Consider the following 12,529-nt stretch of genomic DNA (forward strand, 5'->3'; position numbering starts at 1 on the left):
CAATCGATAACATCAACGAGCGTCAGGCCTGACTGGACAACAGGCTCGCTCGTTCGAGCTAGAGCGAAGAGGTCGTGGCCGATGCCCTGAGTGTGGGCGTCGAAACGCGCCGTTGCCACGCGGATACCAGCAGTGATGACCTTCACACTGAATGCGCGTCGCAATAGTGGAGTGGCAGCCGAAGAACTAGCGATGTGCTTCACATCTGCTCAGCCCGACACAATATTTAACATAATATACATTATGCGTATTACATAGCCTAGCGAAGCGAGCGCGCCGTGCGCCTTCTGTGAATTGGCTACCGAGGACGCAGACTGCCCGTCTGCAAATAACGACCATAGCGGTCGCAGTGAAACTCCGCGTTGATCCGGGTCGTTTCCGTAGGCGTCATGCGCTGATTCCTGCGCCACTCGGCGCATGTGTGTCGCAATTGTTTACCTTTGGGTGTCTGGGCTCGGCGATTCTCGGCCTGACGTTGGCGCTGGCGGGCTTGGGCCTGTCGTTCAGTTGCCTGGGCGTCGCGGTATTGGCGACTACTGGTCACTGACGACTCCGGCGTGCTGTCGAACTCGATGGCGTCACTAATGCTGGACATCAGTCCGCCGATCACGACCGCGCCTAACAGCATTGCGATCAACCTCATCGCGATCCAGCCAATGACAAGGCCGCCGGCGACAGCGAACGCCATCCGAACGTAGTTGATGTCGCGCATGGTTGCCCTATCCGGTCCCCATAGCGATATCGGCTAGCGTCACAGCCGCTGAACCGTTGGTGGTTACATCGAAGCGATAAACGCGAGCAGCGCGGCGATCGTCCATTGGTCCATCAGCGCGCCGCCGAGCAGTGGTACGTATGGAGGGCAGTGCCGCATCAGTTCACCAGCCCCGCCATCTTCGGGAATAGATAATCCAGGTAGGTGGCGGGAAATGCCGGTCGAACCGGACCTCGTTGATTCGAGCTGACGAGCAAGCCTTCTTTAAGGAGTTCGCTAACCACCTGTCTCCCCATACGCTCTTTGTATCCGGTACGTCGGCCGGCCTCCGCTCGGGTCAACTCGCCCTCAATGAACGCCGCCTTAAGTACGCCTTCGGCGCCGCGGTCGAGCGCGGGTACGTCCGGAAGTGCCCGCTCGCTGGCCTGACGAACCAGATATTCGACCCGCCGCTTGTAGCCCTCGATGCCAAGTACGTCGGCCATGTAGTCGACCTGGTCCACGCAGGTATCCAGGAAAAACTTGCAGAACGCATACAGCGCCCGTTCGCTGCGCTGCCCGCGCCCATCGAGAGCGCCTTGTCGCGGCGCATCCGCATCCGCCAAGTGACTGTAGTAGCGCTGGCGGGCACGCGCGAGCCCGCGTGAGAGGCTCCAGATCGCGGGCTGTTCCAGCACACAATCGATATAGACCTCGCTGAAAAGGCGCGCGACGCGGCCGTTGCCATCGACAAAGGGATGCAGAAAGGCCAGCCGATGATGTGCGGCAGCGGCCGCTATCAGGCCCTGGTCACCGCGCAGGCTCGCTCGATCAGGACGATACGCGTCAGCAAAACAGGCCAGTGCCGCGCTCAGCTGATCATGGCTGATTGCGACATGTCTTGCGACGCGCACATCGGTCGTTCGCAGCTCGCCGGGTCGAACGACAACGCTTTGATTGCCGTTGGAATCAGAAATGCGCCGTTCCGACTCGGGTGCCGTCTCAAAGATGAGCTGGTGGATCCGGCGAATGAAATCGGGATCGGTTGGACGCTCGTGGCTGCCGGCTTCATCGCGTGCGGCGATGATCTGCTGTGCCTCACGCAGCGCCAGAGAAATCATCACCCCCGGGGTTTGCATCTGCTCACCAGCGCGCACCGCCCGATCGACCTCGACCGGATGGGTGTTCTGCCCTTCGATCAAATTCGAATAGTAGGTATTGACCATCCGAAGCATGTCCTGCAACGCACCCCGTGTCGCAGCCGGCAAGCCGCTCAACGCCGCCGATTTCTGTGCCAATTGATACGCCCTGGACGCGAGTTCGCGTGAGGGGTCGGACGGCATCCACGGTGCAAGCCCGTACGTCAGGTCAGTCATTGATTCATAAGGCGAAATATTTCGCCGATTATGCCAAATTTTTGCCGGTTCTTCTGCCGCTCTAACGGAAAATATAATGGCGTTTAGATTTATGATTATTAATAATTAAATCGAATATTTTCGACGCAAACCATCGAGATAAAAGCCGGTTTCTGCCGGTTAGTATGCCGCTTATAGGACTTTATACGCGGCACGACCTCTCAATGACCACGTTTACTGGAGCCCGAGCATCTCGCATGAGGCCCTGATCATCCAGCCGGATGCAGACTCTCTTGCCACGCCGCCCGCGCCCAGGGCGACGGCCGCGTGAGAATTGATCTCCAACACTCTCAGCCGGTGGCGGTTGCCATCGACATGAGTGACCTCTTCGCCGGCCGTGATCAGCAGACCGGGCGAGCCATACAGCAGCGTAACGGCGCAAGCGAGGCGACAGGCGGTCGAACCGGCCGTTCGCTTGCGCGATATTGGAGAACGCAGGTCGTCGCCATGCGACTGCCTCAAACCGCATGAAATCCGCTTACGGCAATATTTCCAACGCATTGCAGGCCCGAGGTGGCGAATCGTCAGTAACGGGCAAACCTGATAGGTTCGATCCAAAAGGCATAAATAAGCCTTTTGTGCGTTTTCCCGATGCCCAAGCCGTCGGCCGAGAACCGTATCCATGCGACAACCGGGGTGGATCGATTCACCCGTCCAAAGGAGGAGATATGGGCTCAACCCAGCGTGAGGCGCGTGCGCTTACCGAGTGGCTCGCCGCATTCGAGACTGCGCTCGGCAACAACGACGTCGACGCTGTCAGTGCGCTGTTCGCAGATGATTGCTACTGGCGCGATCTGGTCGTGTTCACCTGGAATATCAAGACGCTGGAGGGCCGCGATTCGATTCGCGACATGCTGGGCGCGATGCTGGGCAACGTGCGCCCCCATGACTTCACGATCGACGGCGAGGCCACCGAACTCGAGGGCGTCGTGGAAGGCTGGTTTACCTTCAACACCGGCGTAGCCCATGCACAGGGCCATGTCCGCCTGATCAATGGCAAGGCGTGGACCCTGCTCACCGCCATCACGGATCTCGTCGATCACCCCGAAGCCACGGGCCATCACCGGCCTCTCGGCACCGTGCACCGGATCGAGCCCGAGCGCCCGAACTGGCTCGAGCGCCAGAAAGAGCATCAGGCGCGCCTCGGCCATTCCGAGCAGCCCTATTGCGTGATCGTCGGCGGTGGTCAGGCCGGCATCGCGCTGGCGGCGCGTCTCAAACAGCTGGACGTACCGACGCTGGTCGTCGAGCGCAACGAACGGGCCGGCGATTCCTGGCGTAACCGTTACCGATCGCTGTGCCTGCACGACCCGGTCTGGTATGACCATCTGCCTTATATTCGTTTCCCCGAGAACTGGCCGGTGTTCACGCCCAAGGACAAGATGGGCGATTGGCTGGAGATGTACACCAAGGTGATGGAGCTCGACTACTGGAGCGCCACGGAATGTAAAAGTGCCCAATACGACGAAACACGCGAGGAATGGCGCGTTGACGTCGAGTTCACCGGCGACGGCGAACGCCAGACGCACACGCTGCGGCCCAAGCACCTGATCATGGCCACTGGCGCACTGGGCATGCCCAATGTGCCGGAGATCCCGGGGGCGAGCGATTTTAACGGCACGCTCCACCACTCGAGTGAGCACCCCGGCGGCCAGGGGTACGCCGGCAAGCGCTGCATCGTGTTGGGCGCCAACAACTCGGCCCACGATATCGCGGCCGATCTGTGGGCGAACGGGGCCGACGTGACCATGATTCAGCGGTCGTCGACACACGTAGTGAAGTCGGATTCGTTCTGCGAACTGTCCCTGGGTGCACTCTATTCCCAGGAAGCCACCGAGAATGGTCTGGATGTCGATCAGGCCGACATGCTTTTCGCATCGACGCCCTATGCGGTTCTGCCCCAGATGGCCGGCGGGATGGGCGCACTGCTTCGCGAGCGGGACGCCGATTTTTATGAGCGTCTGGAACAGACCGGGTTCGTGCTCGATTTCGGCGGCGACGACACGGGCCTGCTGATGAAAGCGCTTCGGCGCGGCGGCGGCTACTACATCGATGTCGGCGCTTCGGAGCTCCTGATCGAGGGCAAGATCGGCTTGCGCAGCCGCGTGAGTATTGACCACATCAAGTCGGATTCCGTGGTCCTCACGGATGGTGAGGAGCTGCCGGCGGATGTGATCATCCTCGCGACCGGGTACGGCTCGATGAATAACTTCGCGGCCGAACTGATCTCGCAGGAGGTGGCCGACCGCGTCGGCAAATGCTGGGGCCTGGGGTCGGATACACCCAAGGATCCCGGCCCCTGGGAAGGCGAACTGCGCAACATGTGGAAACCCACGCAGCAACCCGGGCTGTGGTTTCATAGCGGCAATCTGCACCTGTCGCGTCACTACTCGCGTTATCTCGCACTCCAACTCAAGGCGCGAATGGAAGGCATCGATACCCCGGTGTATGGCATTCCCGAGGTTCACCATCTGGAATGAACGCTCGCCAGCGTGAGCGTGTCAACTTGCAGCCGCAATTCGTGCCAGGGTAGCCCGCAGGCAAAGTGCCCGACGGGAGCAATGGCCCAAGATGGCATGGCCTGAAAGGTTTGGCGGTGGCAGTGCGAATGTGCCGCTACCGCCAGCAACTGCGCACGAGCAACGGCGGCGCCGGCTGGTCGCTCAAATAGGCCAAACAGCCATGCGTCGTTCTTCGCCGGGCTGCCGACACCCGGGGCAAGATGGGCCAATTCTCGTCGGCCTTCTAGCGGCTCTCGGCGAGCACCTCATGCAGGTTGTTGGCTGACTGTCGGGATCCAGCCATTGCCTACCGCCTGTCAGCGTAAGCGCCTGCGGTTGGCGGTCGCGGATATGGGATATGATCGAGATCGGCGTTCGGAACACCGGTCAGAATCGCAAATGTCACCTGCCCGCTGACTTGATGGTCCTTGGACAGACTTGTGGGGCTTGCTCCAGATCCCGGCAAAGAAGCACGGGTTGGCCTCCTCCGGTCGTATCAGGTGTGGTTGCTTACCCCCTACTCCGCTGCCACTCGATCCAATAGTTCGCCGGCAGGTACGCACGCTGATGCACGAAGGCGCGCACCAACAGCCTCCTTTCGTGCGCGGTTTCACTGCGCGCTTGATGGGCGACAACTTCGTATAGATCGCTTAGTTCGGGATGAACTCCATCAGCTCGCCACTCGATCTGGCATGTGGCAGAGCCAAACTTGCCCTGACACCGCTATACGATATCAACAGCCTCCACCCGTTTTTCCTACGGCAAAAACGGTCTGCCGAGCGAGCATGCGCAAGAGAGCGGCGCCAGCGAAAGCGTGGACAGGACTGTGACGTGTTTGCCTAATACCCGGCCGCAGATCGGTTGTCGGGTCAGAGCGAGCACGAACGGGCGCTGCAGGAAGACAGCGCGGTTGCGTTCAAGCCCTGTCCAAGCCGATAAGCGTACCTTTTGATACGCCCCCGCTCGCGCCGTATCTCTGATCGCCCATCCTGCCAGGCAAGGCAGTGACGATTTCTCAGGCGCTGAACCGCCGCAAGACGGCAGAACGAGGGGCCGACCGGCTTTGAACGTACGGTCGCAACCACGCTCCTCCCCGGTTTGCGATTCGAGTTCGAGTTCTGGTTCGAGAGATTCGCGCGGATCAGCCGTTGGCGTCAGGCGATGCCGCAACGCACGGTCGCCCATACAGGGACTTGAGTCGGCCGAATGACCGGAGGCTGGCCACGGCGCCTATAACTGTATATAAATACAGTCATGCGATCCGCGCGACCCATCAAGACACAGCGCCGCCATTCGTTGCCGGGCGACACGAGCCAGTGGCAGCGACTGGGGCTGCGCCGGGCCAGTCAGCAGGCGCGTCAGTCCATCGTGGGCAGCAGCTGGAGTGCCCTCGATCGCCTGCTGCCGGGTGGCGGCTATCCGGCCCACGCCGTGACGGAGTTTCTGGTCGAGACGGCCGGGACGGGCGAATTCAGTCTGCTCCTGACGTGTCTTGGGCAACGGCTGAGTGCGCATCCCGACAGCCGAATCGGTCTGGTCGCCCCGCCCCGCCCGCTCAATGCCCCGGCGCTGGCGGCCCAGGGGCTGGATATCCGGCGCCTGCCGCTGATCGCCGGCGGGAATGACGGTGAATGTGTCTGGGCCATCGAGCAGATGGCGCGCTCGGGCGGCTTCGTGGGCTTCGTGTTCTGGTCTGACGGCCTGACGAACACGGCCCTGCGCAAGCTGCAACTGGCCGCCGAGAACGCCGCCTGCCCGATCTTCGTCTATCGCGATCTGGCCTGCGCCGGGCAGCGCTCGCCGGCGGCCCTTCGGCTTGCGATCACCCGGGGCGACCGAGGCCAGCGGATCGAGGTCCGCAAATGTCGCGGTCCGGCCGGCGCCCGCCTCGACGGTCTGCAGCCGGGTCCTGACCGGCCCTGGATCTTCATGCCCGAGTCGTCGCCCGCGACCCGAGGATTCGAAACCCATGCCGAGGCCTGCAATGACGACGGCACTGTGGCTCGCTCTGCGTTTCCCCCACTGGCCCCTCGATAGCCGCACCGGGGAAACGGCCGACGGTTCGTGGCTGGTGGTCGAGACCCGCGGCAGCCGCTGCTTCGTGGTCGCGGCCACGGCCGATGCGGTGGCCGCCGGTGTGCGCCATGGCATGGACCTGGCGGATGCACGACTGCGACAGCCGGATGCCGGCGTGCTGTCGCGTCGTCCGGCCGGCGAGCGGGCCGCCCTGACGCGTCTGGCCGGCTGGGCCTGGCAATACAGCGATCACGTGCACCTCGCCTGCGCCGGCGAGCCGCCATACGACACCGCCGGCGGCAGCCATCTCGTGTTCGAGATCGGGGCCAGTCTGCGTCTGTTCGGCGGCCGGCGCGCGCTGCGCCGGCGCATCGCGTTGGATCTGAAGCGCTTCGGCCATCGCCATGTAGCCGGTATCGACAGCACGCCGCAGGTCGCCCTGGCACGAACCCGCGCGCCCCGATCCCGGGCGCGGATAGAGCGGGCGGCACTGCCGCTGTCCTGTCTGGCCCTCGACGCGGGCACGCTCGCCTCGCTGCAGGCCAGCGGCTTCCGAACGCTCGGCGAACTGCTCGCGCTGCCCCCGGCCACCCTGATGCGGCGTTACGGCGCCGCCCTGCTCGATGATCTGGACCGGCTCCAGGGCCACAGGCCGCACGGCCTGCCCCTGTATCGACTGCCCGCCCGCTATCGCACCCGTCACGAACTCACCGGCGCCGTGGTCACGACCCAGGGGCTGGTCTTCGTGCTGCGGCGTGTTCTCGCCGATCTGGCCGCGTTCCTGCGCGGCGCCGACGCCGCCATCCAGCATCTGCGGCTCATCCTCATCCACGAGGACGATAGCCGCACTCGACTGGATCTGCGCCTGAACAGCCCGGCCCACGACGCCGCGCACTTCGAGCGGGTGGTTAACGATCGCCTGACCCGGGTCGAGCTGACGGCCCCGGTGGTCGAGATCGGCCTGGCCAGCGAACGCCTGCGACGGCGCGAGCAGGCCCAGAGCCAGCTCTTGTCAGAGGCCGCCCGGCCGGGCGTCGAGCCGGGCGCATGGCCGGCCGTGCTCGACCGGCTGCGCGCCCGGCTCGGGCACGACGCCGTCGGGTGGCTGCACGCGCCGGACGCGCATCGCCCCGAAAAAGCCAGCGCCACAGGCGATCGGCCGCCGATCGAAGCGCCGACCGGCAACGCCATGCGGCCGCTGTGGCTCTACGCGCATCCCCGGCCGATCGCGGCACCGGAGACGCTGACCTTCATCGCCGGCCCCGAGCGCATCGAAAGCGGCTGGTGGGACGCGCAGGCCGTGCGCCGCGACTATTATCGGGCCCGCGACCGGCGCGGCCGCCTGCTCTGGATCTATCGCGATCTCGACGCGGCCCGCGGCGGTCCGTCGCCCTACTATCTGCACGGCCTGTTCGGATGAGCGCAACGCACGCCGAGCTGTGCTGCCTGTCCGCGTTTTCCTTCCAGCGCGGCGCCTCGACCCCGGAGGAGCTCGTCGCCCGGGCCGCGGCACTCGGCTACGAGGCCATCGCGCTGACCGACGAGGCCAGCCTGGCCGGTGCCGTACGCGCCCTGCAGACCGCCGAAAAGATCGGCATCAAGCTCATTCTCGGGGCGCGCTTCACCTGCAGCGACGGCGTCACGCTGGGTGTCCTGGTGCGCAACCGCCACGGCTACACTCGTCTCTGCCAGTTGATCACCACCGCCCGGCGACGGGCGGACAAGGGCGGCTATCGCATCGAACGGGCGGACTTCGAGGCCATGGATCTCGACGACTGCTGGCTGATCGTCCTGCCCGAGCACGACACCCCGCCCGGGCCCGCGCTGCACGCCACCCTCGCCTGGCTGGCCACGCGCTACCCGGGTACCGCCCGGATCGCCCTGGCGCTGCATCGACGGGTTCGTGATACGGCCCACAGGGATACGCTGGCCGCCCTGCGCGCCCAGTACGGCCTGCCGCTGATCGCCACGGGCGATGTCCACATGCACAGCCGCGCGCGGCGTGCCCTGCAGGATGTATTCACCGCCCTGCGCCACGGCACCACGGTCGCCGCGGCCGGCACCCGGCTGGCCGGCAACGGCGAACGCTACCTGCGTCCGGTCGCCACCCTGCACCGGCTCTATCCGGCCGCAGCGCTGGCGGCCGCGCGCCGGGTGGCCGCGGACTGCGATTTCTCGCTGCGCGAGATCCACTACGACTACCCGGCGGAACTGGTGCCGGCCGGCGAGACCGCCCTGTCGCATCTGCGTCGTCTGGTCGAACGCGGCAGCGCGCGACGCTGGCCGCAGGGGCCGAGCCCGCGCCTGCGCCGGCAGATCGAGCACGAACTGGCGCTGATCGGCGAAATGAACTATCCGCACTATTTCCTCACCGTGCACGACATCGTCGCTCATGCCCGCAGCCGGGACATTCTCTGCCAGGGCCGCGGCTCGTCGGCCAATTCGGTGGTCTGCTTCTGCCTGGGCATCACCGAGGTCGATCCAGCCCGCCACGAGCTGCTGTTCGAGCGCTTCATCTCCCGCGATCGCGACGAACCGCCGGACATCGACGTGGACTTCGAGCACGAGCGCCGCGAGGAGGTCATCCAGTACATCTACCGCAAGTACGGCCGCGGCCGGGCCGCGCTCGCGGCCACCGTCATCCATTACCGGCCGCGCAGCGCCATGCGCGACGTGGGCCGGGCCATGGGTCTGAGCGCGGACGGCATCGACACCCTGGCCTCGGCGCTATCCAGCCGCAGCGCCGACGGCACGCTGGCTGCGCAGCTGGCCGAGCGGGGGATCGACATCGGCCAGCGCAGCCTCGAACGCATCCTCTGGCTGGTGGACGACCTGATCGGCTTCCCGCGCCATCTGTCCCAGCACGTGGGCGGTTTCGTGCTCTCCGACCGGCCGCTCGAGGAACTGGTGCCGGTGGAGAACGCGGCGATGGCCGAACGCACCATCATCCAGTGGGACAAGGACGATCTTGAGGCCGTCGGCCTGCTCAAGATCGACGTGCTGGCGCTGGGCATGCTCACCTGCATCCGTCGCTGTCTGGACCTCGTCGAAGCGAGCCGCGGCGTGCGCTGGACGATGGCGGAGATTCCCGGCGGCGATACCGCCACCTACGACATGATCAGCGCCGCCGATACGGTGGGGGTGTTCCAGATCGAGTCCCGCGCCCAGATGAGCATGCTGCCGCGGCTCCGGCCCCGGCGTTTCTTCGACCTGGTGGTGGAGGTCGCCATCGTGCGGCCGGGCCCGATCCAGGGCGGCATGGTCCACCCCTATCTGCTCAACCGGGCACGGGATCCCGCCGAGATCGAATATCCCAGCGAGGCGCTGCGCGGCGTGCTCGAACGCACCCACGGCGTGCCCATCTTTCAGGAGCAGGTGATGAAGATCGCCATGGTCGCGGCCGACTTCAGCGCTGCGGAAGCCGACGGCCTGCGCCGTTCGATGGCGGCCTGGAAGAAGAAAGGGGGCCTGGAGCCCTGGCGCGAACGCCTGAAGCGCGGCATGCGCGACAACGGCTATGCCGACGAATTCGCCGACCGCATCTTCGAACAGATCAAGGGCTTCGGCAGCTACGGCTTTCCCGAGTCCCACGCGGTGAGTTTCGCCCTGCTGGTCTATGTCTCGTCGTATCTGAAATGCCACGAGCCGGCCGCCTTCGCGGCCGCCCTGCTCAACAGCCAGCCGATGGGCTTCTATGCGCCTGCCCAGATCGTGGCCGATGCCCGCCGCCACAGCGTCGCGGTACGCCCGACCGACGTGCGCCATTCGCACGTCGACTGCAGCCTGGAGGCCGAGCCCGGCGTCGCCGCGGCCGCCGGCGATCGGCCGGCGCTGCGCCTCGGACTGCGGCTGGTGCGCGGCCTGGCCCCGGCCGCGGCCGAACGCATCGCCGCCGCACGCGCCGAGGCGCCCTTTCAGAGCGTCGCCGACCTGGTCCAGCGGGCACGGCTCGACCGCCGCGCCCGCAACGCCCTCGCCCGCGCCGATGCCCTGCGCGGACTGGCCGGACACCGCCACAGCGCCCAGTGGCAGATCGCCGCCACCGGCGTCCAGGACGATCTGTTCGCCGGCCTGGATGCGCCCGAGCCGTCGGTGACGCTGGCCGAGCCGCGCGAAGCCGCCGACATCGTCGCCGACTACGCCAGCACCGGCCTGACCCTGCGCCGCCATCCGATGGCCCTGCTGCGCGACCGGCTGCGCGCCACCGGCGTGCTCTGCGCGGCCGACTTCAACCGTCAGGCCGACGGCCGCAACGTGCATGTGGCCGGGATCGTGACCATGCGCCAGCGCCCCGGCAGCGCCAAGGGCACCACGTTCGTCACGCTGGAGGACGAGACCGGACAGGTGAATCTGATCATCCATGCCCGCCTGCTGGCGCGCTATCGGGTGGCGGTCGTGAGCGCCCGGCTGCTGCGGGTGCTCGGCGTCATGCAGCGCAACGGGCCGGTCACCCACTGCGTGGCGCGGCATATCATCGACGACACTCCGCTGCTGGGCCAGCTCGACGTGCGGTCACGGGATTTTCACTGACGGCCTCGGCCGCGTGTCAGGGGGGCGGGCCGGTATGCCCGCGGGCCAAATCATCGCCGCGGACTGGATTCGCCCTTGCGACATCGCCGGTCTCGCATCGCAGGCGTACGCATTCGCGCCGGCGAGCCCAGGTTAGATGCCGGCAGGCCAATCCGACCCCGATCGGCCGCGGCACACGCCGGCCGACTCGTTCACCCGTGACGGCCAGCCAACGCTCCGGGCCATAACGCCGCCAGGCCACGCGACGGCGCCGCATCGACAACGCGGCATCGAAACCGCAGGTTGGATCGATTGCATTAATGCCGGAAGGCAGTCGACACGACAAGAGCCCGGTGGCGGCCACTGGCGAACCTGCATGCCGGATGCGCGCCGCACCGGTTCGCTTGCGGGCCGTGCGAATTCGCCATGTCGCCGGAGCCTCCGTTTCGCCCATGGTCATGCCAGTCCCCGGGCAAGCGATGGCCGGGTGGCGGCGGCTCGCACGCACCGTCGCGGCCCTGCAGCGACGCCGCGCAGCGCCGCCGACACTCGATTCTCGACTTAGTCCGCGGACGTCAGGGCCTATCAACATTGCATTCGAGCGCCGCATTGGAGACCGTACATGGTGCGCGGCAAGGCGCGAATTGCCGATCGTGGCGAGCCACGATCCAGGCGGGCAACGCCGCAGCGCGGGATGTGTGACCCAACCCGAAAAGCCAAGCGCTGTGGCACGACAATCCAGCGTTGTTGCACGTTGGCACAATGACTGCCCGGCGCGCATGACGCCCCGACTTGCCGCACCACGACGCTCGGCACGGCCTCGCATGAAGCGTTAACCGCCCCAGCCCGAGCGCCGAGGCGACATCGCCGCCTTTGCTGGCCGGCCGACCCACGGTGATGTGCCCAACCCTGGCGTCGTCCCCGCCAGGCTGCGACGACGGCCCCAAGGCGGAACAGGAAGCTAGTGGTTCGGCCAGATGCCGGGGGTGACGACCTCCAGCAGATGGCCGTCGGGATCCCGGAAATAGAGGCTCTCGGCCCCTTTCGGCCAGTGCGTACGGCCTTCGATGGCGACCTCGTGCGCGGCGAGTTGTGCCTCCCATGCCGCGAGCTCGTCCTCGGGGATCGCCAGCGCGATGTGCTGGCGCCCGCCGCCGTCGTGCGGCGGAATCGTGCCCATGCCGTCGGGCAGCTCGACCGTTTCCAGGGTCTCGCCCTGGGCGAACAGGAGCAGCATGTTCGTGCCGACGGGGTAGGCGGTGAAGCGATGATCGGCCACGTGCGCCGTCAGCCCCATGACCTGCTCGAAAAAAGCCCGCGCACGCCCCATATCGGCGGTATAAAGAATGGTCTCGATGACGCCGTTCAAACGCGGCATGTCGGTCTCCGGGAAATGA

The 12,529-nt window shown here is 65.8% G+C and carries 7 protein-coding genes; 4 read left to right on the forward strand and 3 right to left on the reverse strand.

The features are described from left to right. Window positions 1–298 precede the first annotated feature (298 nt). Window positions 299–712: a hypothetical protein gene (locus SAHL_RS15945; protein WP_123592408.1), complete on the reverse strand. Its 414-nt coding sequence runs from the start codon at window positions 710–712 to the stop codon at window positions 299–301. 158 nt (window positions 713–870) lie between these two features. Beyond that, complete coding sequence (locus tag SAHL_RS15950) at window positions 871–2,067, reverse strand: Fic family protein (protein ID WP_123592409.1); 1,197 nt, start codon at window positions 2,065–2,067, stop codon at window positions 871–873. Between the two features lie 707 nt (window positions 2,068–2,774). Between SAHL_RS15950 and SAHL_RS15955 the strand changes: the two genes are divergently transcribed. From SAHL_RS15955 to SAHL_RS15970, 4 genes are all read left to right on the forward strand, one after another. Next, window positions 2,775–4,586 (forward strand): NAD(P)/FAD-dependent oxidoreductase, encoded by a 1,812-nt coding sequence (locus tag SAHL_RS15955; protein WP_123592410.1) that lies wholly within the window; start codon window positions 2,775–2,777, stop codon window positions 4,584–4,586. A 1,275-nt stretch (window positions 4,587–5,861) separates the two neighbouring features. Next, entirely contained in the window at window positions 5,862–6,644 is a 783-nt protein-coding gene (gene imuA, locus SAHL_RS15960; protein WP_123592411.1) for a translesion DNA synthesis-associated protein ImuA, read from the forward strand. Continuing rightward, window positions 6,592–8,043 carry a Y-family DNA polymerase gene (locus tag SAHL_RS15965; protein WP_123592412.1) on the forward strand — a complete coding sequence of 484 codons (1,452 nt, stop codon included), beginning with the start codon at window positions 6,592–6,594 and terminating at the stop codon, window positions 8,041–8,043. The genes imuA and SAHL_RS15965 overlap by 53 nt, the downstream gene beginning before the upstream one ends. Further along, entirely contained in the window at window positions 8,040–11,153 is a 3,114-nt protein-coding gene (locus tag SAHL_RS15970) for an error-prone DNA polymerase (protein WP_123592413.1), read from the forward strand. Before SAHL_RS15965 ends, SAHL_RS15970 begins: the two co-directional genes overlap by 4 nt. Window positions 11,154–12,093: 940 nt before the next feature. On the opposite strand, the gene SAHL_RS15975 is transcribed toward SAHL_RS15970, so the two are convergent. Then, window positions 12,094–12,510, reverse strand: a complete 417-nt coding sequence (locus tag SAHL_RS15975; protein ID WP_123592414.1) for a VOC family protein — start codon at window positions 12,508–12,510, stop codon at window positions 12,094–12,096. Between the last annotated feature and the right edge of the window lie 19 nt (window positions 12,511–12,529).

Origin of the sequence: Salinisphaera orenii subsp. halophila YIM 95161, assembly GCF_003732545.1 — a bacterium.
Classification (GTDB): domain Bacteria; phylum Pseudomonadota; class Gammaproteobacteria; order Nevskiales; family Salinisphaeraceae; genus Salinisphaera; species Salinisphaera orenii_A.

Coding starts and splice junctions, on each gene's coding strand:
- SAHL_RS15975 (WP_123592414.1), bottom strand. CDS start 12,510: ATGCCGCGTTTGAACGGCGTCATCGAGACCATTCTTTATACCGCCGAT.
- SAHL_RS15955 (WP_123592410.1), top strand. CDS start 2,775: ATGGGCTCAACCCAGCGTGAGGCGCGTGCGCTTACCGAGTGGCTCGCC.
- SAHL_RS15970 (WP_123592413.1), top strand. CDS start 8,040: ATGAGCGCAACGCACGCCGAGCTGTGCTGCCTGTCCGCGTTTTCCTTC.
- SAHL_RS15950 (WP_123592409.1), bottom strand. CDS start 2,067: ATGACTGACCTGACGTACGGGCTTGCACCGTGGATGCCGTCCGACCCC.
- SAHL_RS15965 (WP_123592412.1), top strand. CDS start 6,592: ATGACGACGGCACTGTGGCTCGCTCTGCGTTTCCCCCACTGGCCCCTC.
- SAHL_RS15945 (WP_123592408.1), bottom strand. CDS start 712: ATGCGCGACATCAACTACGTTCGGATGGCGTTCGCTGTCGCCGGCGGC.
- imuA (WP_123592411.1), top strand. CDS start 5,862: ATGCGATCCGCGCGACCCATCAAGACACAGCGCCGCCATTCGTTGCCG.